This window comes from Sphingobium amiense (assembly GCF_003967075.1).
Classification (GTDB): Bacteria; Pseudomonadota; Alphaproteobacteria; order Sphingomonadales; family Sphingomonadaceae; genus Sphingobium; species Sphingobium amiense.
Genome location: NZ_AP018664.1, coordinates 2,448,158 through 2,467,816 on the forward strand (window position 1 = coordinate 2,448,158; position 19,659 = coordinate 2,467,816).

27 protein-coding genes are annotated in these 19,659 nt (G+C 66.8%); 8 read left to right on the forward strand and 19 right to left on the reverse strand.

The features are described 5' to 3' along the window. Positions 1 to 6: 6 nt before the first annotated feature. A complete protein-coding gene (ruvC, locus tag SAMIE_RS11735) occupies positions 7 to 498 on the reverse strand; it encodes a crossover junction endodeoxyribonuclease RuvC (RefSeq protein WP_066700304.1) in 492 nt (163 codons plus the stop codon). Positions 499 to 679: 181 nt separating this feature from the next. Further along, positions 680 to 1,423: a YebC/PmpR family DNA-binding transcriptional regulator gene (locus tag SAMIE_RS11740; protein WP_066700306.1), complete on the reverse strand. Its 744-nt coding sequence runs from the start codon at positions 1,421 to 1,423 to the stop codon at positions 680 to 682. 135 nt (positions 1,424 to 1,558) lie between these two features. On the opposite strand from SAMIE_RS11740, the gene SAMIE_RS11745 reads away from it, so the two are divergent. Then, positions 1,559 to 2,107: a DUF4337 domain-containing protein gene (locus SAMIE_RS11745; RefSeq protein ID WP_066700307.1), complete on the forward strand. Its 549-nt coding sequence runs from the start codon at positions 1,559 to 1,561 to the stop codon at positions 2,105 to 2,107. A 7-nt stretch (positions 2,108 to 2,114) separates the two neighbouring features. Here the strand turns inward: SAMIE_RS11745 and SAMIE_RS11750 are convergent, their stop codons facing one another. From SAMIE_RS11750 to SAMIE_RS11760, 3 genes are read right to left on the reverse strand one after another with little or no spacing between them, the layout of a single operon-like run. Further along, positions 2,115 to 2,441 carry a heavy metal-binding domain-containing protein gene (locus SAMIE_RS11750; protein ID WP_174522219.1) on the reverse strand — a complete coding sequence of 109 codons (327 nt, stop codon included), beginning with the start codon at positions 2,439 to 2,441 and terminating at the stop codon, positions 2,115 to 2,117. Positions 2,442 to 2,471: 30 nt separating this feature from the next. Beyond that, positions 2,472 to 2,714 (reverse strand): DUF2312 domain-containing protein, encoded by a 243-nt coding sequence (locus tag SAMIE_RS11755; RefSeq protein WP_066700309.1) that lies wholly within the window; start codon positions 2,712 to 2,714, stop codon positions 2,472 to 2,474. Positions 2,715 to 2,753: 39 nt separating this feature from the next. After that, positions 2,754 to 3,053 (reverse strand): DUF1244 domain-containing protein, encoded by a 300-nt coding sequence (locus tag SAMIE_RS11760; RefSeq protein WP_066700312.1) that lies wholly within the window; start codon positions 3,051 to 3,053, stop codon positions 2,754 to 2,756. 118 nt (positions 3,054 to 3,171) lie between these two features. On the opposite strand from SAMIE_RS11760, the gene pyk reads away from it, so the two are divergent. Continuing rightward, positions 3,172 to 4,638 carry a pyruvate kinase gene (pyk, locus tag SAMIE_RS11765; protein ID WP_083952465.1) on the forward strand — a complete coding sequence of 489 codons (1,467 nt, stop codon included), beginning with the start codon at positions 3,172 to 3,174 and terminating at the stop codon, positions 4,636 to 4,638. A gap of 86 nt (positions 4,639 to 4,724) precedes the next feature. On the opposite strand, the gene ykgO is transcribed toward pyk, so the two are convergent. Then, positions 4,725 to 4,850 carry a type B 50S ribosomal protein L36 gene (gene ykgO / locus SAMIE_RS11770; protein WP_004210176.1) on the reverse strand — a complete coding sequence of 42 codons (126 nt, stop codon included), beginning with the start codon at positions 4,848 to 4,850 and terminating at the stop codon, positions 4,725 to 4,727. Positions 4,851 to 5,053: 203 nt separating this feature from the next. On the opposite strand from ykgO, the gene SAMIE_RS11775 reads away from it, so the two are divergent. Beyond that, entirely contained in the window at positions 5,054 to 5,662 is a 609-nt protein-coding gene (locus tag SAMIE_RS11775) for a hypothetical protein (protein ID WP_066700314.1), read from the forward strand. Then, positions 5,659 to 6,792, forward strand: a complete 1,134-nt coding sequence (locus SAMIE_RS11780) for a M14 family metallopeptidase (protein WP_066700316.1) — start codon at positions 5,659 to 5,661, stop codon at positions 6,790 to 6,792. Before SAMIE_RS11775 ends, SAMIE_RS11780 begins: the two co-directional genes overlap by 4 nt. A 9-nt stretch (positions 6,793 to 6,801) precedes the next feature. Here SAMIE_RS11780 and SAMIE_RS11785 read toward each other — a convergent pair whose 3' ends face one another. From SAMIE_RS11785 to SAMIE_RS11805, 5 genes are all read right to left on the reverse strand, one after another. Continuing rightward, a complete protein-coding gene (locus SAMIE_RS11785) occupies positions 6,802 to 7,080 on the reverse strand; it encodes a DUF2218 domain-containing protein (protein ID WP_066700321.1) in 279 nt (92 codons plus the stop codon). A 3-nt stretch (positions 7,081 to 7,083) separates the two neighbouring features. Beyond that, positions 7,084 to 7,704 (reverse strand): PadR family transcriptional regulator, encoded by a 621-nt coding sequence (locus SAMIE_RS11790; protein WP_083952471.1) that lies wholly within the window; start codon positions 7,702 to 7,704, stop codon positions 7,084 to 7,086. 140 nt (positions 7,705 to 7,844) lie between these two features. Further along, positions 7,845 to 8,396, reverse strand: a complete 552-nt coding sequence (grpE, locus tag SAMIE_RS11795) for a nucleotide exchange factor GrpE (protein WP_066700323.1) — start codon at positions 8,394 to 8,396, stop codon at positions 7,845 to 7,847. Beyond that, entirely contained in the window at positions 8,393 to 9,436 is a 1,044-nt protein-coding gene (gene hrcA / locus SAMIE_RS11800) for a heat-inducible transcriptional repressor HrcA (RefSeq protein ID WP_066700325.1), read from the reverse strand. Before hrcA ends, grpE begins: the two co-directional genes overlap by 4 nt. A 31-nt stretch (positions 9,437 to 9,467) precedes the next feature. Then, entirely contained in the window at positions 9,468 to 9,980 is a 513-nt protein-coding gene (locus tag SAMIE_RS11805) for a DUF6438 domain-containing protein (RefSeq protein ID WP_066700327.1), read from the reverse strand. 169 nt (positions 9,981 to 10,149) lie between these two features. Here SAMIE_RS11805 and SAMIE_RS11810 point away from each other — a divergent pair, with 169 nt between their 5' ends. From SAMIE_RS11810 to rdgB, 3 genes are all read left to right on the forward strand, one after another. Further along, complete coding sequence (locus SAMIE_RS11810; RefSeq protein ID WP_066700329.1) at positions 10,150 to 10,818, forward strand: hypothetical protein; 669 nt, start codon at positions 10,150 to 10,152, stop codon at positions 10,816 to 10,818. 121 nt (positions 10,819 to 10,939) lie between these two features. Next, positions 10,940 to 11,656, forward strand: a complete 717-nt coding sequence (gene rph, locus SAMIE_RS11815) for a ribonuclease PH (protein ID WP_066700331.1) — start codon at positions 10,940 to 10,942, stop codon at positions 11,654 to 11,656. Between the two features lie 96 nt (positions 11,657 to 11,752). Further along, complete coding sequence (gene rdgB / locus SAMIE_RS11820) at positions 11,753 to 12,382, forward strand: RdgB/HAM1 family non-canonical purine NTP pyrophosphatase (protein WP_066700332.1); 630 nt, start codon at positions 11,753 to 11,755, stop codon at positions 12,380 to 12,382. On the opposite strand, the gene SAMIE_RS11825 is transcribed toward rdgB, so the two are convergent. Further along, the gene (locus tag SAMIE_RS11825) at positions 12,379 to 13,128 is read right to left on the reverse strand and encodes a CAP domain-containing protein (RefSeq protein ID WP_232037220.1); all 750 of its coding nucleotides are present in this window, start codon (positions 13,126 to 13,128) and stop codon (positions 12,379 to 12,381) included. The two genes, rdgB and SAMIE_RS11825, sit on opposite strands and share 4 nt — an antisense overlap. On the opposite strand from SAMIE_RS11825, the gene hemW reads away from it, so the two are divergent. Next, entirely contained in the window at positions 13,127 to 14,299 is a 1,173-nt protein-coding gene (hemW, locus tag SAMIE_RS11830) for a radical SAM family heme chaperone HemW (RefSeq protein ID WP_083952466.1), read from the forward strand. The two genes, SAMIE_RS11825 and hemW, sit on opposite strands and share 2 nt — an antisense overlap. Here the strand turns inward: hemW and SAMIE_RS11835 are convergent. The 7 genes from SAMIE_RS11835 to leuC all read right to left on the reverse strand — a co-directional run bounded on the left by SAMIE_RS11835 (position 14,296) and on the right by leuC (position 19,627). Next, positions 14,296 to 15,945, reverse strand: coding sequence for a M56 family metallopeptidase (locus tag SAMIE_RS11835; RefSeq protein WP_066700334.1), 1,650 nt, complete (start codon positions 15,943 to 15,945; stop codon positions 14,296 to 14,298). The genes hemW and SAMIE_RS11835 overlap by 4 nt on opposite strands. After that, positions 15,942 to 16,310 (reverse strand): BlaI/MecI/CopY family transcriptional regulator, encoded by a 369-nt coding sequence (locus SAMIE_RS11840; protein WP_066700336.1) that lies wholly within the window; start codon positions 16,308 to 16,310, stop codon positions 15,942 to 15,944. The genes SAMIE_RS11835 and SAMIE_RS11840 overlap by 4 nt, the downstream gene beginning before the upstream one ends. 141 nt (positions 16,311 to 16,451) lie before the next feature. Further along, positions 16,452 to 16,784, reverse strand: a complete 333-nt coding sequence (gene grxD, locus SAMIE_RS11845; protein ID WP_066700338.1) for a Grx4 family monothiol glutaredoxin — start codon at positions 16,782 to 16,784, stop codon at positions 16,452 to 16,454. 57 nt (positions 16,785 to 16,841) lie between these two features. Next, complete coding sequence (locus SAMIE_RS11850) at positions 16,842 to 17,075, reverse strand: BolA/IbaG family iron-sulfur metabolism protein (RefSeq protein WP_066700340.1); 234 nt, start codon at positions 17,073 to 17,075, stop codon at positions 16,842 to 16,844. A gap of 15 nt (positions 17,076 to 17,090) precedes the next feature. After that, complete coding sequence (locus SAMIE_RS11855; RefSeq protein WP_066700342.1) at positions 17,091 to 17,408, reverse strand: DUF1476 domain-containing protein; 318 nt, start codon at positions 17,406 to 17,408, stop codon at positions 17,091 to 17,093. Between the two features lie 58 nt (positions 17,409 to 17,466). Beyond that, complete coding sequence (gene leuD / locus SAMIE_RS11860; RefSeq protein WP_066700344.1) at positions 17,467 to 18,063, reverse strand: 3-isopropylmalate dehydratase small subunit; 597 nt, start codon at positions 18,061 to 18,063, stop codon at positions 17,467 to 17,469. A 130-nt stretch (positions 18,064 to 18,193) separates the two neighbouring features. Further along, positions 18,194 to 19,627 (reverse strand): 3-isopropylmalate dehydratase large subunit, encoded by a 1,434-nt coding sequence (gene leuC, locus SAMIE_RS11865; RefSeq protein WP_066700346.1) that lies wholly within the window; start codon positions 19,625 to 19,627, stop codon positions 18,194 to 18,196. Positions 19,628 to 19,659: the final 32 nt, after the last annotated feature.

Consider the following 19,659-nt stretch of genomic DNA (forward strand, 5'->3'; position numbering starts at 1 on the left):
CGCCGCTCAGCGCGTGGGGATACGGCGCGCGCTCGCGAGATGGTGGGCGTGGGTGATGGCGACGGCGAGCGCATCGGCGGCGTCCGGCCCGGCGATCTTCGCGCCGGGCAGCAGCCGCTGCACCATCGCATGCACCTGATCCTTGGACGCATTGCCGACGCCCACGACCGATTTCTTGACGAGCCGGGCGGCATATTCGCCCACCTCCATGCCCGAGCGCGACGCCGCCAACAGCACCACGCCGCGCGCCTGCCCCAGCTTCAGCGTCGATTGCGGGTTCACGTTGACGAACACCTCCTCGACCGCCGCGCCATCGGGCCTGTGCTCAAGGATAAGGTCGGCGAGCGCCAGATCGAGCGCCAGAAGACGGCTGGCCAGCGCCATCTCCGCATCGGTCCTGATCTGCCCGTTGGCGATATGCGTGAGGCGATTGCCGTCAGCGGAGATAAGACCCCAGCCCGTAGTGCCAAGGCCGGGATCGAGACCGAGGAGGATCATAACTGTAATCCTCTCCCCCTGGGGAAGAGGATAGCAAGGCTTGCCGGTTTGCCGGCTAGCCGCGCTTGGAGAGGGGGGCGGCGGTCTCGGGCGTTGGACCAACCCCTCTCCCAGCTTCGCCTAGGCGACACAGCCGCCAAGGCTGCGCAACCCTCTCCCCCACGGGGAGAGGGAAACTGCGTCAACCCAGCTTCTCCATCACCGCGTCGGACACTTCGTAATTGCCCCACACGGTCTGGACGTCGTCATCGTCCTCCAGCACGTCGACCAGCTTGAGGAGCGTCGCGGCGTTGCTTTCGTCGACTTCGACGGTGGTGGTGGGCTTCCACGCGAGCTTGGCGCTGTCCGCCGCGCCGAGCTTGGTTTCCAGCGCCTTGGCGACTTCGTGGAGCGCGTCCATCGCGGTCCAGATCTCGTGCTCATCCTCGTTCGAGGCGACATCGTCCGCGCCCGCTTCCAGCGCGGCTTCGAACACCGCGTCGGCGTCGCCCGCGCTCGCGGGATAGGTGATGAGGCCGAGCCGCTCGAACCCGTGGCTGACCGCGCCCGACGCGCCCAGATTGCCGCCATTCTTGGAGAAAGCGGTGCGGACGTTGGTGGCGGTGCGGTTGCGGTTGTCCGTCAGCGCCTCGACGATGATGGCGACGCCGCCGGGGCCATAGCCTTCATAACGCACCTCTTCATAATTCTCCAGATCGCCGCCCGACGCCTTGTCGATGGCGCGCTGGATATTGTCCTTGGGCATGGACTGGGCCTTGGCCGCGTTCACCGCGAGGCGCAGGCGCGGGTTCATGTCCGGATCGGGCATGCCCATCTTGGCCGCCACCGTGATTTCACGGCTCAGCTTGGAGAACATCGAGGAACGCTTTTTGTCCTGCGCGCCCTTGCGATGCATGATGTTCTTGAATTTGGAATGGCCGGCCACGGCCGTCTCCTGCTGCTGTCGGAATGAGAAGCGCGGTCTCTAGCTTCACCCGCCGCCCGACGCAAGACGAGGCGGCAAGCGACATGAACCGCTTGTAACTGGCGTTCGCCGCGCCGCCCGCGTTATCTGCGCGCCATGGAAATAGAAGTGAGCGCGCAGGCCAAGGACAGGCGGCTCAACCGCCGGGTTGCGATCACCGTCGTGATGCTGTCCGTGTTCATGGCCCTGTGCAACATCAAGGACGGCAATATCGTCCAGGCGATGCAGCAGGCCCAGTCCGATGCGGTTGACCGATGGGGCCAGTATCAGGCGACGCGCACCAAGCAGCATATCGTGGAAACCGCCCGCGCCCAGATCGCCGTCACGGCTCCGGCAGCGAAAGCGACGCTCGAAGACTTCGATCGGCAGATCGGCAAATATCGGGCCGAAGCACCGAAACTGGCGCAACAGGCCCGGGCGTCGAGCGATCGCTACGACGCGCTCAACGTCCATGACGACCAGTTCGACGCCAGCGAGGCGATGGTCTCCACCGCCGTATCGCTGGCGGCCGTCGCCGCGCTGGCGGAAACATCGCTGCCGCTTCTGATCGGATGGGTTTTCGGCGCGATGGGGGTCGCCATGGGGATATTCGGCTTCACCGCGATCACCTTCGATCCATCCGCGCTCAGCGGCTTTCTGGGGTGAATCGCAGTCAGCAGATGATCGCGGTCCCCGACGCCGACACCATCAGCATCGACCCGTTGGAGCCGATCACCTCATAGTCGAGATCGACGCCCACCACCGCATTCGCGCCCAGTGTCGCGGCACGCATCCGCATTTCGCCCAGCGCCTGATCGCGGGCGCGCTGGAGCACATCCTCATAAGCGCCCGAACGCCCGCCCACGATGTCGCGCACGCTGGCGAAAAGATCGCGGAACAGGTTGGCGCCCACGATCACCTCACCGGTGACGACGCCGAGATATTCCTTCGCCGGTCTGCCTTCGAGGCGGCTGGTGGTGCTGACGATCATCTCGGTCATGGGCGCTCTCCTTACGGTGTCGATGCGCCCTTATTCCATGCCCAGCGCGGCAAGGTAAGTCTGAAGGATCGCTTCCATTTCCTGCCGGTCGTGGGGCTGCATCTTCCGCAGGCGGATGATCTGGCGCATGATCTTGGCATCATATCCGGTCGCCTTGGCCTCCAGATAGACGTCCTTGATGTCGTCGCCGATGCCCTTCTTTTCTTCTTCCAGCCGCTCGATGCGTTCGATCAGAAGCCGTAGCTGGTCGGCGGCGACATTGCCCTCGCTCATGCAAAAATCTCCATATGTGAATCGGGTTGGCGCTCGCCTCTAATGAGTGTCGGCGTTCTTCGCTACACTCTCCTTCATGCGGGCGATCTGTTCGGGCGTCGCTTCGCCCTGATGCTTTGCCTTCCATTCGGCGAAGGGCATCCCGTGGACGATCTCCCGCGCCTCGTCCCTCGTGATCGCGCCGTCCGCCTCCGCGATCCAGTCGGCGAGGCAGTTGCGGCAGAAGCCCGCCGTTCCCATGAGGTCGATATTCTGGACATCGGTGCGGTGCTGCAAATGCGCGATCAGGCGGCGGAAGGCGGTTGCAGCCACGGCATCTGTGAGTATGGTGTCGGCCATCGGCGTTCCTTTCGCTGAAAATACATCATCCTGTCGTGCAGCACGGATAACCCATAACGACGCACTGGCAAGGCCGCCGAGGCCGGGCCAGCGACGGTCAAGACGGTCAGGAGAAACCATGACGAAGTTACCGCCCCGCTCACGCAAGGTCCGCATCCTCGCGACCCTTGGCCCTGCGAGCGACAGCGCGGAAATGATCCGGGCGCTGTTCGTGGCGGGCGCCGACGCGTTCCGCATCAACATGAGCCATGGCGCGCATGAGGATCATGCCCGGCGCATCGCGACCATCCGTGAACTGGAAAAGGAATTTCACCGACCCACAACAATCCTTGGCGACCTTCAGGGGCCAAAGCTGCGGGTGGGGACGTTCGAGAAGGGGCTGGCGATCCTCGAAACCGGCGCGTCCTTCGTGCTGGACCGGGACGAAACGCCCGGCGATGCGCGCCGCGTCAACCTGCCGCATCCCGAAATCTATGCCGCGCTGGTGCCCGAAACGCGGCTGCTGCTCGACGACGGCAAGCTGGTGCTGCGGGTCAAGGCGGTCAGCGACGCGCGGATCGACACGGTGGTCGAGGTCGGCGGCGCGCTGTCCAACCGCAAGGGCGTCAATGTGCCGGACGTGGTGGTGCCCGTCCCCGCGCTGACCGACAAGGACCGGCGCGATCTCAGCTTCGCGATCAGCCAGGGATGCGACTGGATCGCCTTGAGCTTCGTGCAGCGGCCCGAGGATCTGGCCGAGGCGCGCAAGCTGATGGGCGGCTATGGCGCGCTGATGGCCAAAATCGAGAAGCCCTCCGCCGTGCAGCGGCTGGAGGAGATCGTCGAACTGGCCGACGGCGTCATGGTGGCGCGCGGCGATCTGGGCGTCGAACTGCCGCCGCAGGCCGTGCCCCCGCTCCAGAAGCAGATCGTCGCCACCGCGCGCAGGCTGGGCCGCCCGGTGGTGGTCGCGACGCAGATGCTCGAATCCATGATAAAATCTCCCTCCCCCACCCGCGCCGAAGTGTCGGACGTGGCGACGGCGGTCTATGACGGGGCGGACGCGATCATGCTGTCGGCGGAAACGGCGGCGGGCGACTGGCCGGTCGAGGCCGTCACGATGATGGACAGCATCGCGCACAGCGTGGAGCGCGATCCGGGCTATTTCGGGCGGCTCCATTATACCGAGACGCTGCCCGATCCCACCACCGCCGACGCGCTGGCCGAAGCGGCGGGCGGCATCGTCGCCGTCACCGGGGCGAGCGCCATCACCTGCTTCACCTCGTCGGGCAGCACGGTGCGCCGCGTCGCGCGGGAACGGCCCGCAGCGCCCATCCTCGCGCTGACGCCGCGATCCGACACCGCGCGCAAGCTCGGCCTCACATGGGGCGTGCATGCGGTGCGCACCAAGGACATCGGCAATTTCGAAGAGATGATCGGCAAGGCCCGGCGCATGGCGCTGCGTCACGGCATGGTCGAAAAGGGCGGCAAGATCGTGGTGCTGGCGGGCGTGCCGTTCGGAACGCCGGGATCGACCAACGTCCTTCACGTCGCGGCGGTGCGCGGCGATGAACTCAAGGGCCGGGACGAAAGCCCGAGCTTCTGACGCAGACATGCGAAAAGCGCCCGGCCATCGACCGGGCGCCTGCCATGCTCGATAAAACCGCCGCCGCCGGAGCGGCGCGCGCTGCCTTAGCCCTGGCGGGCCTTGAAGCGGCGGTTGGTCTTGTTGATGACGTAGGTGCGGCCACGGCGACGGATCACGCGGTTGTCCCGGTGGCGGCCCTTGAGCGACTTGAGCGAGTTGCGGATCTTCATGGCTATCGGCCTTTGATGAATCGAAATGAGGTCGGAAAATCGAAGCGCAGCCCCTATGGGTCGATCCGGGCAAAGTCAAGGGCGCGGAGCCGCTTTTTGCCGCCGTTCATCGTTCATGCAGCACATTCGTGGATGACGCGTTAGAGGGAAGTGAACCGCCCGTGCCGTCTACGCAGCAAAGCCCTATCCGGAGCGATACATCCATGTCCAAGCGCCTGATCCTCACCGCCGCCCTTGCCCTCCCCCTCGCCGCCTGCGCCGCCAGCACGCCGCCGGTGGAGGTGACGCGCTTCCACGTCCCAGATCCCGCGCGGTCGGGCACCGTCGCGGTGGAGGAGATGCCCGGCAACCCGGACGTGAGCCTGGAATTCCAGACCTATGCTGGCGCCGTGGCGCAGGCGTGGCAGCGGGTCGGCTTCACCCCCGCGCCGGCGGGCGCGGCCAGCGACTATGTGGCGCTGGTGAGCTTTCGCCGGGGCTTCCGCCCGACCGGCGTCGACCGCAGCGGCAGTCCGGTTAGCGTAGGCGTGGGCGGCGGCTTCGGTGGCGGGAGCCGGGGCGGCAGCTTCGGCGGACTTGGCCTTGGCATCGGCATCAACCTGTCGGGCAAGCCCAAGGACATCGTGACCACCGAATTGCAGGTGCAACTGCGCCGCCGGTCCGATTCGCAGACCGTCTGGGAAGGCCGCGCCATGACCGAAGCGCGGCAGGGGACGCCCGCGTCGCAGCCCGCCGCCGCCGCGCAGAAACTCGCCGATGTGCTGATCGGGGGCTATCCGGGCGAATCGGGGCGCACTATGATCGTCAAATGACCATCAGCATTTCGAGCGGCTTCGACAGCGGCAATATCCGCGTCCTTTCCATCACAGACACGCCGGGCGGCGCGGTGCGCGCCGAACTGGAGATCGTGACCGATCACCGGAGCGACTTTTACCAGTGGTTCCACTTCCGCCTCGCCAACGCGGCGGGGCGTGAGGTGGAACTGGCCATCGCCAACGGCGCAAAGTCGGCCTATCCCGGCGGCTGGCCGGGCTATCGCGCGCGGATGAGCGAGGATCGGGAAAACTGGTTCCTCGCAGACACCGGCTATGCCGATGGCGTGCTGACGATCCGGGCGACGCCGGACAGCAACGCGGTCTGGTTCGCCTATTTCGCGCCCTACTCGATGGAGCGGCACCATGACCTGATCGCCTGGGCCGCAACTCAGCCGGGCGTCGCGCATCGCGAACTGGGACTGACGCTGGACGGGCAGCCGATCGACCTGCTGACGCTGGGCGACGGGGCGAAGCAGGTGTGGCTCTATGCCCGGCAGCACCCCGGCGAGACGATGGCGGAATGGTGGATGGAAGGCGCGCTGGAGCGGCTGTGCGACGAACAGGACGCCGTCGCCCGGCTGCTGCGCCAGAAGGCGACGATCCATGTCGTTCCGAACATGAATCCGGACGGCAGCCGCCGCGGCCACCTGCGCACCAATGCGGCGGGCGTGAACCTCAACCGCGAATGGCACGAGCCGACGATGGAGCGCAGCCCCGAGGTGAAGCTGGTGCGCGACGCGATGGATGCGACAGGCGTGGATTTCGCGATGGACGTTCATGGCGACGAGGCGATTCCCGCCGTCTTCATCGCCGGGTTCGAGGGCATTCCTTCGATCACCGAGGGGCAGCTCGCGCTCTATCACCGCTATCGCGACACACTGGCGGCGCGGACGCCCGATTTCCAGACGCGGCTCGGTTATCCGGTGGCGGGCGCGGGCAAGGCGAACCTGTCCATGTCGACCAACCAGATCGCCGAGCGCTTCGGCGCGGTCGCGATGACGCTGGAAATGCCGTTCAAGGACAATGACGATCTGCCCGACGCCGATTATGGCTGGTCGCCCGCCCGCTCAGCGCAGCTTGGCAGGGATTGCCTCGCCGTGCTGGCGGAGATGATCGACGCGGTCTGAACGACCCGCCTATTTCCAGTCGAAGGCGAGCGGCGCTTCCTTGAAGGCGAAGCGGTCGAGATGGTCGGCGACGACCTGCTTGAACCGCTCCACATCGGCCTCCGGCGTCGGGTCGAGTGTAACGATCAGCGCATCGGCCTGCGCCTCCATGCGTAAAGCGCCCATGGGAAAGGCGATGACGCTCTTGTCCGCGTCGAAGGTGACGTCGAACTTGTGGCTCCAGTGCTTGGAAAGCTGCTGGAGATAACGGCTGGCGTTTGTCGTGGGGACAGTGGCGGTGACGGTCATGGATCAGAGCCTTTCGATCTTGTGGGCGGCCTCGTCGATCAGGGCGACGACATCGAGCAGGGTCTGCTCGTCCGCGCCTTCCTTTTCGAGGCGGTTCTGGAGCGCGAAGCGGAGATTGTGCATCGCCCGGCGGACGGGGCCGCCATCCATGCGCTGCGCCTTCTTCGCGAGCGAGGACAGGCGTTCGAGCGCGAGGTCGAGCGCGGCGCGGCGCTCGTCGATCTGCGCGCGGCCCGCATCGGTGATCGCGAAGCGCTTGCGGCTGCCTTCGCCGGGCTGTTCGGCGATCAAGTCCATCTCGGCAAGCAGGGTCAGCGTCGGATAGACCACGCCGGGACTGGGCGCATAGGCTTCGCCCGACAGCGCCTCGATGGCGCGGATCAGGTCGTAGCCGTGGCGCGGTTCGTCGGCGATGAGCTTCAGCAGGATGAGGCGCAGCGTCTCATTGTCGAACAGGCGGCGGCGCCCGCCCCCGCGCCCGCCGCCCCGGCCTCCGCGTTCGCCCTCATCGCCAAAGCCGTCGGGACGCGAGCCGCCGCGACCGAAGCCGTGCGGGAAAGCGAAGCGGCCATGGCCGCGAATCGGGCCGCCATGGCGGCCGTGGAAGGGATGGGAAAATCGCATCTGTGCATCTTTCATATATGTCATGATGCTTTGCGATATATCTTAAAAAGGGAAAGCGTCAAGAGTTACGATATATTTTTATTGCATCTTCATGAGAGATGCCCGGCGAGGAAAGGGTCAGCCCCTCCCCTCGCGCGCCTTCAGTCCGGCTTTTTCGCCACGCTGACCATGGCGGGGCGCAGCAGCCGGTCCTTGATCGTGTAACCCGCCTGCATTTCGACGAGGATCGTGCCCGGCTCCGCATCGGCGGACGGCACTTCCATCATCGCCTGATGCCTGTTGGGGTCGAGCGGCTGGCCGACAGACTCCAGCTTCACGATGCCGTTGCGGCTGAACACGCTCTCCAGCTCGCGCCCGGTGGCTTCAAGGCCGACGACGAGGCTCTTGAACTTCTCGTCCTCGCGCAGGTCGGCGGGAATCGCGGCGAGCGCGCGGCTCAGATTGTCCGCCACCGACAGCATGTCGCGCGCGAAGGCGGTCGCGGCATAGGCGCGCGCGTCGGCCAGTTCCTTTTCCAGACGGCGGCGCACATTCTGCGTGTCGGCATGGGCGTAGAGGATGTCCTGCTTCGCGCTCGCCAGCTCGGCTTCCAGCGCGGCGACGCGATCCACCGGCGCATCGGCGGCGGGCGCGGCGTCTTCGGGCAGAATGTCCACGACTTCGGTATTTTCCTGATTTTTGTCTTCGCTCATCTCATCAATCTCGACAGCGTCTGTGCGGTGAAATCCACCATGGGGATCACCCGTGCATAGTTCAAGCGCGTGGGGCCGATCACGCCGACCACGCCGACGACCCGGCCGTCCGCGCCACGGTAGGGCGCGGCTATGACCGAAGAACCCGACAGGGAAAAGAGCTTGTTTTCCGATCCGATGAAGATTTTGGTCGCGCTGCCTGCCAGTGCGCCGCGCAGCAGGTCGAGAATGTCCTGCTTGCCCTCCAGCGCTTCGAGCAATTGCCGCGCGCGTTCGAGGTCGGCTGCGGCGGCATCGTCCAGCAGGTGCGACTGGCCGCGCACGATCAGGACCGGGCGGTCGTCCGCATCGTGCGACCAGATGGCGAGGCCGCGCGCGACGAGATCGCGGGCGCTCTGGTCCAGCGCGTTGCGTTCCGCCTCCATCTCCCGCGCCAGCGCCTCGCCCGCTTCGCGCAGCGTCATGCCGCCAAAGCGCGCGGACATGAAATTCGCCGCCTCGTTCATGGCGACCGCGCTGACGCCTTCGGGCAGGTCGAGCACGCGGTTCTCGACCGATCCATCTTGGCCCACCAGCACGGCGAGCGCCTGCCGCCCGTTCAGCGGCACGAAGCCGAACTGGCGCAGCACCGGCTCGCGCTTGGGCACCATGACGATGCCCGCGCAGGCGGACAGGCCCGAAAGCGTGGCGGTGGCGGCGGAGAGCGCTTCCTCGATCGGGCCGCTTTCGGCGATCCCCGCCTCGATGGCGCGGCGTTCCTCGACCGAGGGTTCGGCGGCCTGCATCATGCCGTCGACGAAGAGGCGCAGCCCCGTTTCGGTCGGCATCCGCCCCGCCGATGTGTGCGGCGCGGCGAGCAGGCCCAGTTCCTCCAGATCCTGCATCACGTTACGGATCGAGGCAGGCGACAGGCTGAGCGACGCGATCTTGCTGATCGTGCGCGATCCGACCGGCAGGCCGGTGCCCAGATAGCTTTCCACCACCAGGCGGAAAACGTCGCGGGCGCGATCGTTCAGTTCGGAAATCGGGATGACCGACATGGCGCTTATGTAATCGAGGCGCGCCGCCGCCTCAAGGCGTCACCGCCTTGGGGTTCAGCATCGGCTGCAGGTCGAGGATCTTCGGCACCGCCGCGATCGCCACGCGCAGGCGGCCGTAGCGGGCGTCCATGCAGCCGGACTGATATTCCAGCTTCGTGACCGGCTGATCGGGCCGCGTCCATTCGATGACATAGGCAGGCATGTCGGTGGCGAAGCGTTCGCAATCCTGCCCCTGCGCGATCCGCTTGGCCGTGCCGGTCGCGGGGCGGTGCGGCGCGAGCGTCGCCACCAGCTTGCGATACTGGACATTCGTCACGGTAAAGCGCGTCGGGCCGGGCACCGAAGTGAAGCGCTGCGGCTCCAGCAGGCCCGAACCGTCGGGCGACACCTGCAACGTATAGGCCGGGCACGCGCCGAAGCAGCGTCCGGCGGTAAAGCGGATGACATCGCCCGGCGCCCTGGGCGGCTCCAGCCCCTCTTCCTTTGCGGCGCATCCCGCAAGCACCGCGAGCATCGCCGCAGCCATCGCCATTCTTATCGTCATGATCGCGTCCCTAGCATCTTGTGGCGCGATTGCCACGCCCCTGCGTGGCCTCCGCCGCCTGCGACCGCTCCTCCCCCATTTGCGGGATGCGACGCCATGTCCTGCGGCTAAGACGCCGCCGTGGTCGCATTCCGGTCCTGTACAGGGACCTGCTTATTGGGGGATTTATATGAAGTTTCTTGCTGTTACAGCGGCCACGGCCGCCGCTTTGCTGTCCGCTCCCGCCTTCGCGGCGCAGGACGACGACGCCCGGCTCTATGCCGGCATCACCGGCGGCACGCTGGGCATCGGCCCGGAAGTGGGATACCGCCTGTCGAAAAATATCGGCATCCGCGCCAATGCCAGCTTCCTGTCGATCAGCCACGGCTTCGAGTCCGACGACATCGAATATGACGGCAAGGTGAAGCTGCAGTCCTTCGGCGCGATGCTCGACGTCTATCCCTTCGGCGGCGGCTTCCGCCTGTCGGGCGGCTTCCGCATCAACGGCAACAAGGCGCGCGCCACGGCGGAGCCGAGCGGCGGCACCTACGACATCAACGGCACGACCTATACGGCGGCGGAGATCGGCACGCTGCGCGCCAACACCGACATCAAGAATTTCGCGCCGGCGCTGACGCTGGGCTATGGCGGCGGCCTGTCGTCGGGCTTCGTGTTCGGGGTCGAGGCGGGCGCGCTGTTCCAGGGCCGCGTCAGGATCAAGCCGCTGACCTACACCGGCACGCTCGATTCGGCCGAACTGCGCGCCGACCTCGAAGCCGAACGCCAGAGCGTGCAGGACGACATTGACGGCTACAAGGTCTATCCGATCCTTCAACTGACGATCGGCTACCGCTTCTGACCGGACGCGATGCCCCGCCGCCCTGACGCGGCGGGGCATTTCGACGCCTTTGGAAAAAGCGGTTCCCACAATCGGCACCGATGCTCTAAGGCGGCCGCAACCTGATTTGCGGAGAATTTCTATGCGTCCTTCCGGCCGCGCGCCCGACCAGATGCGCGACATCACCATGGAGCCCGGCTTCACCATCCATGCCGAGGGAAGCTGCCTCGTCAGTTTCGGCGACACGCGGGTGCTGTGCACCGCGTCGGTGGAGGAGAAAGTGCCGCCCTTCCTGCGCGGCAAGGGATCGGGCTGGGTCACGGCGGAATATGGGATGCTGCCCCGCGCCACCCACACGCGCGGCAGCCGCGAGGCAGCGAAGGGCAAGCAGTCGGGCCGCACGCAGGAAATCCAGCGCCTGATCGGCCGTTCGCTGCGCACGGTCGTCGACATGAAGAAGCTGGGCGAGCGGCAGATCGTGATCGACTGCGACGTGATCCAGGCCGATGGCGGCACGCGCACGGCGGCGATTTCGGGGAGCTGGGTCGCGCTGCGCATCGCGGTGGACAAGCTGCTGGCGAGTGGCGCGCTGGCGCAAGACCCGATCATCCAGAAGGTCGCGGCGATCAGTTGCGGCATCTATGAAGGAACGCCCGTGCTCGACCTCGACTATGCCGAGGACAGCAATGCGGAGACCGACGCCAACCTGATCCTGACGGGCGACGGCAAGTTCGCCGAGGTGCAGGCGACAGCGGAAGGCGCAGCCTATGACGAGGAGGAACTGCTCCGCCTCCTGCGCCTCGCCCGTATCGGCTGCGCAAAGATTTTCGCCGCGCAGGACGCAGCGACGGGGCGCTGAAACCCTTCGTCACCCCGGGCTTGACCCGGGGTCCAGCTTCCCCTTGAAGAAAAGCGGGATCCCGGCTCAGGGCCGGGATGACGAAGAGGAACATCAATGTCTGACGATTTCGGGCAGGAACAGGCGATCCGCAAGCTTGGTCCCGGCAAGCTGGTGATCGCCAGCCATAATGCGGGCAAGGTGCGGGAGATCGCGGCGCTGCTCGGCCCCTATGGCATCGAGCCGATTTCGGCCGCCAGCCTCGACCTGCCCGAACCGGAGGAGACCGGCACGACCTTCATCGCCAACGCCGAACTCAAGGCGATGCAGGCGGCGGACCTTTCAGGTCTGCCTGCGCTCGCCGATGACAGCGGCCTGTGCGTCGAGGCGCTGGGCGGCGATCCGGGGCTTTTCTCCGCGCGCTGGGCCGGGCCGGACAAGGATTTCGGCCTTGCGATGCGCAAGGTGTGGGAGGGCGTAGAGGCCAGCGGGCCGGATGCGGGCCATGACGCGCATTTCGTCTGCGCGCTGGCGCTCGCATGGCCCGATGGGCATGTCGAGGCGTTCGAGGGGCGGGTCGACGGCACGCTGGTATGGCCGCCGCGCGGCGACAAAGGCTTCGGCTACGATCCGATGTTCCAGCCGCACGGCCATGCGATCAGCTTCGGCGAGATGGACCCTGACGCCAAACATGCGATGAGCCACCGCGCCGACGCCTTCGCCAGGCTGGTGGCGGCAGTCTTCTAACGCGGCCCCTCGCCCGGCGAGGCCATCGCAAGCGTCGCCTCGTCGGCATCGAACGGACCTTTGCCAAAGGCGTTGCCCGCCGGGAAATAGCGGCAGACGAGATAATCATAATCGCGCCCCTCGCCCAGCGCGCAGCCCACCTTCTGCGTGCCGCGCCAGATCATCTGGGTGTAATGCGCGACCTGCTGCCAGTGGCCGGTCCGGCTGAAGTCGGGCAGCTTCGCGGTCGGGATGAAGTCCGCCTTCTCGTTGAGGAAGGCCTGCGCCATAACCTGATAGCTGGAGAGGCGGCGCGGCCCCATCCACAGATTTTCGCCGCTGGGGATCGTGCGGCTCGCTCTGGCGCTGTGACGGTAGGCGCCCGTGCGCGCCATTTCTTCGGCGTAGCGGGCCGCGTCGGCGGCGAGCGCATCGTCCCACGCCAGCGGCGCAAGACGCAGGGCGGCGCGCTCGTCATTATGCGCGTCGAGCATCGCCTGACGAAGCAGCGCATTCCCGCGCGGCGCTTCCTCCATGCCGTAAAAGCTCGCGGCCATGACAGCGGCAGTCGGCGCGACGGGATAGGCATAGGCAGTCCGCGCGGCGGGCGCGGCGGCCACCGGGGCGGCAGGCGTCGGCGCAATGACAGGCGCTGGCGGCAGGATCGCCTCCGACGCCACGCCAGCCTCGCCGCCGCCGCACAGCGCGGCAACGCACAGCGCCCATGGCAAGCCGCGCCAAACCCGTTTAGGGAAGCCCCCGATCATGTCCACCAAACCCCCGCCCCAGCCGTCCACCGGCCAGCCTCTCGCTTTATATATTCATTGGCCCTTTTGCATTTCCAAATGTCCTTACTGCGATTTTAACAGCCATGTGCGCGACAGCGTGGATGTGGCTGCGTGGCAGGCGGCGCTGCTGGCGGACATGGCGCATGAGGCGGCGCTGACCGGGGAGCGGCCGCTTTCCTCGATCTTCTTCGGAGGCGGCACGCCATCGCTGATGCCCCCTGCCCTCGTGGAAACGCTGATCGGCGCGGCGGAACGGCACTGGGGCTTCACGCCGGACATCGAAATCACGCTGGAGGCCAATCCCAATTCGGTCGAGGCGGCGCGCTTTGCCGATCTGGCGGCGGCGGGCGTCAACCGCGTGTCGCTGGGTTTGCAGGCGCTGGAGGACGAGGCGCTGCATTTCCTAGGGCGCGCGCATGACGTATCGGAGGGGCTGGCGGCGCTCGACACGGCGCAGCGCGCGTTCGGGCGGGTGAGCTTCGATCTCATCTACGCGCGGCCGGGGCAGAGCGAAGCCGACTGGGAAGCGGAACTGGCCCGCGCCCTCTCCTTCGGCACGGGGCACCTTTCGCTCTACCAGTTGACGATCGAGCCGGGGACGCGCTTTGCGACGCTGGTGGCGCAGGGCAGGCTGACCCCGGCCGATCCCGATCATGGCGCGACCCTCTATGAATGCACGCAGGCGATGACGGTCGCGGCGGGCATTCCCGCCTATGAGATCAGCAACCATGCCCGCGCGGGGCAGGAAAGCCGCCATAACCTCACCTATTGGCGCTATGGCGACTATGCCGGGATCGGGCCGGGCGCGCACGGGCGGCGCGGCGGCATCGCGACGCTGCGGCACCGTAAGCCCGAAAACTGGATGAGCGGGATCGGGCGCAACGGCCACGGCATCCAGAGCGAAGAGCCGCTGGCGGGGGAAGATCGCGCGCGCGAGGCGTTGCTGATGGGGCTGCGCCTGCACGAGGGCGTGGACCTCAGCCGGATCGCCGGGTCGAGCGAGATCGCGGACGACGCCCTGATCGACCATGCCGCAGTGGAACGGCTGACGGCGCTGGGGCTGATCCGCCGCTCAGGGCCGCGTGTGCAGGTGACGGCAGCGGGCATGCTGCTGCTCGACGCCATCCTGCCGGAAATCGTTACGGTCTAGTCGCGATCCGTGCTCAGCCGCGCGATGGACTTGTCCATCTCCCGCAGCGCCTGCGTGCGGGCATCGGCGGGGATGGAGGGATTGACCGCCATCTGGGCACGAGCGGCGCGCAGGCGACCCAGCGTGACGACCTGCACCGACCGTTCGGCGCGTGCCGCTTCCAGTTCTGCCTGACGCGCTGCCCTGTCGGCGGCCATCTCCTCATAGCGCGCGGCGCGTTCCGCTTCCCGCTCGGCGATGCGGGCCTGACGGTCGGCCATCGCCGCCGCGCGGTCTGCGCCCGCCGTGCAGATGCGCACGCGCACATGCCTGCGGCCGCTGCTGTCGGTAAATTCGCGATGGGTGGTGCTGTCCTTGCCCGCGTCGCAGCCTTCGCGCACGTCGATCACGGGAACGGAGCGGGCGATGTCTGCGGCGGAAGGGATGCGGTGGGTTTCGACGCGACCGTCGGCGTAGGTGACGGTGATGCCGTCCCTGCCCGAACGCACGACCGGCGGCGCGGGCGGTGTCGGCGGGACCGGCGCGATCATGTCGGCGGCGGGCGCAATCGGCGCATCGGGCGCGGCTAGAGCGGCGACGGCGACCGGCGAGGCTGAGGAAGCGCGCGCGGACTGTGCCGGGGCAGAGGGCGCGGCGGGTTCAGCGGGGGCAGCGATGGCCGCAGGCTCCGCCACCAGATCGGAAAGGCGCGCGAAGTCGGCCGTCTCCACCTTCTGCGTGATCGCCGCCATCTGCTGCGCGGCGCGGCTGCCCGATGCGGTCAGCGCAAGGCCGGTGGCGGTGACGAGCGCGACGGCGGCCATGCCCCAACTGATGCGGCGCAACGACATATCGTGGTTCGAAAGCATTTTCAGCCTCCCTTTCAAGGCGGTGATGCGGGTCAGGTGACAGGCACCGGCGAACTGCCGTCCGCCCGCCGCCTTCAGGATGGCGCGGCCATAGGCATGGGCCTGATCGCGGCCATAAACTCCCAGCACGCGGGCGTCGCAGGCGGTTTCCTGATCGGCGCGATAGGCGCGATAGGCGATCCAGGCGACGGGGTTGCACCAGTGAACCGCCAGCAGCAGCAGCGCGATCATGTTGGCGGCAAGATCGCCGCGCTCATGGTGCGCGCGTTCGTGGGCGATGGCCATGTCCTGTTCCTGCGGGTCGTAGCGCAGGCCGAAATCGGCGGGCAGCACGATGAAGGGCCGCAGCACGCCGAAGGCCAGCGGCCCCGACGCATGGGGGCTGGCGATGAGGCGGATGCGCCCCTCCCGCCCCAGATCGGTCGCGCCGTCGAGCATGTGGCGGCGAAAGCGCACATAGCCGACCGCCTGCACCGCGAGAAAGGCGATCAGCCCCATAAGCCACAGCGTAATAGCGATCTCCAGCCATGGCATAGCGGTGTCGGCGACAGGCGCCGCCGCCGTTGCGGGCGCCACGGCGAGCAGCGCGGGCAACCCCGCCTGATCGACCGCGACATGCAGCGGCGATGGATCGACGTCATTGGGCAGCGCGGGCAGCGCCATGCGCGCGAGCGGCAGCGCCCAGAGCATATAGGCCGTCCCCGCCCCCAGCCAGCGCGCCACGGGCCGCCGCACCATCATCACCAGCGCCATCAGCAATGTCGTGGCGATCAGCGTTTCGGCGACCCAGACGCTCATGATTTCAGCCCTTTCAGGATTTCCTCAAGCTCGGCGATGTCGTCCGCCGTCAACTGATCCTGCTGCGCCAGTTGCGCCACCAGCGGCGACACGCGCCCGCCGAACAGGCGATTGACCAGCCGCCCGGATTCGCCCGCGACATAATCGTCGCGCTGCACCAGCGGGCGGTAGAGAAAGCGGCGGCCGTCCTGATCGGCGGCGATGGCGTCCTTCGCCATCAGCCGCGACAGCAGGGTCTTGACCGTCTGGACGCTCCAGTCCCGTTCGCGGGCGACGCGCTCGGCGACATCGCTGGCGGTCTGCGGCGACTGTTCCCACAGCGCCTCCATCACCACCAGTTCCGCTTCGCTGATCTTCTCGCTCACCTGACCCGCACCCGATTCGTCTTTGGCAACTACAGATGTAATCGCATTGATTACGGATGTAGTCAATCGGCTTCATGCAGGTATGCAAAAGGGGCGGCCCGGCATCCCGGACCGCCCCATATTTATTCCCGGCGCGCGGGGTCAGTTTGCGGCGGCGACGCCCTGATCGGTCATCAGCTGCTGCAGTTCGCCGGCCTCATACATCTCCATCATGATGTCGCTGCCGCCGACGAATTCACCCTTCACATAAAGCTGCGGGATGGTCGGCCAGTCCGAGAAAGCCTTGATCCCCTGACGGATGCCCTGATCCTGCAACACGTCGACGGTGTCATAGGCGACGCCCAGATGCTCCAGGATCGCGATGGCGCGGCTGGAAAAGCCGCATTGGGGGAAGAGCGGCGTGCCCTTCATGAAGAGGACGACATCGTTTCCGTTGACGATGTCGGCGATGCGCTGGTGCACGGCGTCGGTCATGTAAGTGGTGTCCATTCTGTCTGGCTTCGCGATGGCGCGCGAAAAGTCGCTGGCGATCTAGTTGGGAACGGCGGTGGTGAGTTGCAAGGCGTGAAGCACGCCGCCCATCCGCCCGCCCAGCGCCGCATAGACCGCGCGCTGCTGCGCCACGCGGGTCATGCCGCGAAAGCTTTCCGCCACGACGCGCGCGGCATAATGGTCGCCGTCCCCGGCCAGATCGGTGATCTCCACCTGCGCATCGGGGATTGCGGCGCGGATCATGTCCGCAATATCGTCGGCTGCCATCGGCATCGCTGCGGCGCGTCCTTATTCGATGAACATGCGGCGCGCGATCACCGCCTGCTCGTCCAGCGCGGCGCGCACGCCTGCTTCGTCGATGTCGACGCCCGCCTGCGTCATGTCGCCCAGCAGCTTGCGGATCACATCCTCGTCGCCCGCTTCCTCGAAATCCGCCTGCACGACGGCCTTGGCATAGGCGTCCGTCTCTTCGGGTGTCAGGCCCATCTTCGCTCCCGCCCATTCGCCCAGCAGCCGGTTGCGGCGCGCCTGGATGCGAAATTCCATTTCCTGATCGTGGGCGAACATATTTTCGAACGCTTTTTCGCGATCGTCGAAAGTTGTCATGCGGGTCTGCCCTGTCCTGATGCCGGTCCGTTATCCTGTGATAGGAACTGACGCGCGATTACGCAACGGCGGCGGGCGCCAGCCATGGACGTTCCTGCGCCTGAACGGCTTCGTAGCGGTCGATCACGTCCGCATCGCCCAGCGTCAGGCCGATTTCGTCGAGGCCGCCCAGCAGGCAATGCTTGCGGAACGGATCGATCTCGAAGGAGAAGCGGTCCTGAAACTGCGTGGTGACGGTCTGCGCTTCCAGATCGACGTGTATCTCGTCCGTCTTCGCGACTTCCAGCAGCCGGTCGACCGCGTCCTGCGGCAGCACCACGGTCAGGATGCCGTTCTTGAACGCGTTGCCCGAGAAGATGTCGGAAAAGCTGGGCGCGATCACGACGCGGATGCCGAGGTCGTCGAGCGCCCAGGCGGCATGTTCGCGGCTCGACCCGCAACCGAAATTGTCGCCCGCGATCAGGATCGGGCTGCCTGCATAGCGCGGATCGTCGAAGACGTTGCCCGGTTCCTTGCGCAGAACCTCGAACGCCCCGCGCCCAAGGCCGGAACGCGAAATGGTCTTGAGCCAGTGCGCCGGAATGACGATGTCGGTGTCGACATTCTTCATTCCGAACGGGTAGGCGCGTCCTTCGACTGTGGTCAGTTTTTCCATCAACGGCTCTTCTTGATGTCCGTGGGCGGCGAGTCTTCGGCGCGGCCCAGCGTCGCGGCCATGGCGGCGCTGGCCAGAGCGCCCAGCGTCAGCAGCCAGAATATCTTCTTCATCGCGACCTCTCCCCGTTTTACTTGTTCAGCAATTCGCGCACGTCGGTCAGCCGGCCCGTGATGGCGGCGGCGGCGGCCATCGCTGGCGAGACCAGATGGGTGCGCGATCCCGGTCCCTGACGGCCCATGAAGTTGCGGTTGCTGGTCGATGCGCAGCGTTCGCCCGCGGGCACCTTGTCGGGGTTCATGCCCAGGCACGCCGAACAGCCCGGCTCGCGCCATTCGAACCCGGCGTCGAGGAAGATGCGGTCCAGCCCCTCTTCCTCCGCCTGCCGCTTGACGAGGCCGGAGCCGGGAACGACCATCGCATGCTTGACCCCCGGCGCCTTGGTCCGTCCTTTCAGCAGAGCGGCGGCGGCGCGCAGATCCTCGATCCGGCTGTTGGTGCAGCTTCCGATGAAGATATGCTCGATGGCGACATCCTGCATCCGCTGCCCGGCGGTGAGGCCCATATAGTCGAGCGACTTCTGCGCGGCGGCCTGCTTGCTCGGATCGGCGAAACTCAGCGGATCGGGCACGGTGCCGGTCACGGCCACCACATCTTCGGGACTTGTGCCCCAGGTGACGGTCGGCACGATGTCGGCGGCGTCGATCACGACCGTCCGGTCGAAAGTCGCGCCCTCGTCGGTGTGCAGCGTCCGCCAGTAAGCGACAGCCGCGTCCCAGTCCGCCCCCTTGGGCGCCATCGGGCGGCCTTCCAGATAGGCGAAGGTCTTGTCGTCGGGCGCGAACAGGCCCGATCGCGCGCCCGCCTCGATCGACATGTTGGCGACGGTCAGCCGGCCCTCGATCGACATGTCGCGGAAGACCGACCCGCGATATTCCATGACATGACCCGTCCCGCCCGCCGTGCCGATCCGGCCGCAGATGGCGAGCGCGACATCCTTGGGCGTGACGCCGGGGGCCAGTTCGCCCTCGACCACGACTTCCATCGTCTTCGACTGCTTGAGCAGCAGAGTCTGCGTCGCCAGCACATGCTCGACCTCGCTCGTGCCGATGCCGAAGGCCAGAGCGCCCAGCGCCCCGTGCGAGCTGGTATGGCTGTCACCGCACACCAGCGTCGTGCCCGGCAGGGTGAAGCCCTGTTCCGGGCCGATCACATGGACGATGCCCTGCTCCGGGTCCGCGTCGCCGATCAGGCGGACGCCGAATTCGGGCGCGTTCTTCTCCAGCGCGGCAAGCTGCTGCGCGCTTTCGGGGTCGGCGATGGGAATGCGGTTGCCCGCCGCATCGCGCCGCGCGGTGGTGGGCAGGTTGTGATCGGGCACCGCCAGCGTCAGGTCGGGCCGCCGCACCTTGCGCCCTGCGATGCGAAGCCCCTCGAACGCCTGCGGCGACGTCACCTCATGGACGAGGTGCCGGTCGATATAGATGAGGCAGGTGCCGTCCGGGCGGCGCTCGACAACGTGCGCGTCCCAGATCTTCTCATAAAGGGTGCGGGGCTTAACCATGATGCCACCCCCTAGACCCGGAAAGCCATTCG

Coding starts and splice junctions, on each gene's coding strand:
- ruvC (WP_066700304.1), bottom strand. CDS start 498: ATGATCCTCCTCGGTCTCGATCCCGGCCTTGGCACTACGGGCTGGGGT.
- SAMIE_RS11745 (WP_066700307.1), top strand. CDS start 1,559: ATGGAAATAGAAGTGAGCGCGCAGGCCAAGGACAGGCGGCTCAACCGC.
- SAMIE_RS11750 (WP_174522219.1), bottom strand. CDS start 2,441: ATGACCGAGATGATCGTCAGCACCACCAGCCGCCTCGAAGGCAGACCG.
- SAMIE_RS11755 (WP_066700309.1), bottom strand. CDS start 2,714: ATGAGCGAGGGCAATGTCGCCGCCGACCAGCTACGGCTTCTGATCGAA.
- SAMIE_RS11760 (WP_066700312.1), bottom strand. CDS start 3,053: ATGGCCGACACCATACTCACAGATGCCGTGGCTGCAACCGCCTTCCGC.
- pyk (WP_083952465.1), top strand. CDS start 3,172: ATGACGAAGTTACCGCCCCGCTCACGCAAGGTCCGCATCCTCGCGACC.
- ykgO (WP_004210176.1), bottom strand. CDS start 4,850: ATGAAGATCCGCAACTCGCTCAAGTCGCTCAAGGGCCGCCACCGGGAC.
- SAMIE_RS11775 (WP_066700314.1), top strand. CDS start 5,054: ATGTCCAAGCGCCTGATCCTCACCGCCGCCCTTGCCCTCCCCCTCGCC.
- SAMIE_RS11780 (WP_066700316.1), top strand. CDS start 5,659: ATGACCATCAGCATTTCGAGCGGCTTCGACAGCGGCAATATCCGCGTC.
- SAMIE_RS11785 (WP_066700321.1), bottom strand. CDS start 7,080: ATGACCGTCACCGCCACTGTCCCCACGACAAACGCCAGCCGTTATCTC.
- SAMIE_RS11790 (WP_083952471.1), bottom strand. CDS start 7,704: ATGCGATTTTCCCATCCCTTCCACGGCCGCCATGGCGGCCCGATTCGC.
- grpE (WP_066700323.1), bottom strand. CDS start 8,396: ATGAGCGAAGACAAAAATCAGGAAAATACCGAAGTCGTGGACATTCTG.
- hrcA (WP_066700325.1), bottom strand. CDS start 9,436: ATGTCGGTCATCCCGATTTCCGAACTGAACGATCGCGCCCGCGACGTT.
- SAMIE_RS11805 (WP_066700327.1), bottom strand. CDS start 9,980: ATGACGATAAGAATGGCGATGGCTGCGGCGATGCTCGCGGTGCTTGCG.
- SAMIE_RS11810 (WP_066700329.1), top strand. CDS start 10,150: ATGAAGTTTCTTGCTGTTACAGCGGCCACGGCCGCCGCTTTGCTGTCC.
- rph (WP_066700331.1), top strand. CDS start 10,940: ATGCGTCCTTCCGGCCGCGCGCCCGACCAGATGCGCGACATCACCATG.
- rdgB (WP_066700332.1), top strand. CDS start 11,753: ATGTCTGACGATTTCGGGCAGGAACAGGCGATCCGCAAGCTTGGTCCC.
- hemW (WP_083952466.1), top strand. CDS start 13,127: ATGTCCACCAAACCCCCGCCCCAGCCGTCCACCGGCCAGCCTCTCGCT.
- SAMIE_RS11825 (WP_232037220.1), bottom strand. CDS start 13,128: ATGATCGGGGGCTTCCCTAAACGGGTTTGGCGCGGCTTGCCATGGGCG.
- SAMIE_RS11835 (WP_066700334.1), bottom strand. CDS start 15,945: ATGAGCGTCTGGGTCGCCGAAACGCTGATCGCCACGACATTGCTGATG.
- grxD (WP_066700338.1), bottom strand. CDS start 16,784: ATGACCGACGCCGTGCACCAGCGCATCGCCGACATCGTCAACGGAAAC.
- SAMIE_RS11850 (WP_066700340.1), bottom strand. CDS start 17,075: ATGCCGATGGCAGCCGACGATATTGCGGACATGATCCGCGCCGCAATC.
- SAMIE_RS11855 (WP_066700342.1), bottom strand. CDS start 17,408: ATGACAACTTTCGACGATCGCGAAAAAGCGTTCGAAAATATGTTCGCC.
- leuD (WP_066700344.1), bottom strand. CDS start 18,063: ATGGAAAAACTGACCACAGTCGAAGGACGCGCCTACCCGTTCGGAATG.
- leuC (WP_066700346.1), bottom strand. CDS start 19,627: ATGGTTAAGCCCCGCACCCTTTATGAGAAGATCTGGGACGCGCACGTT.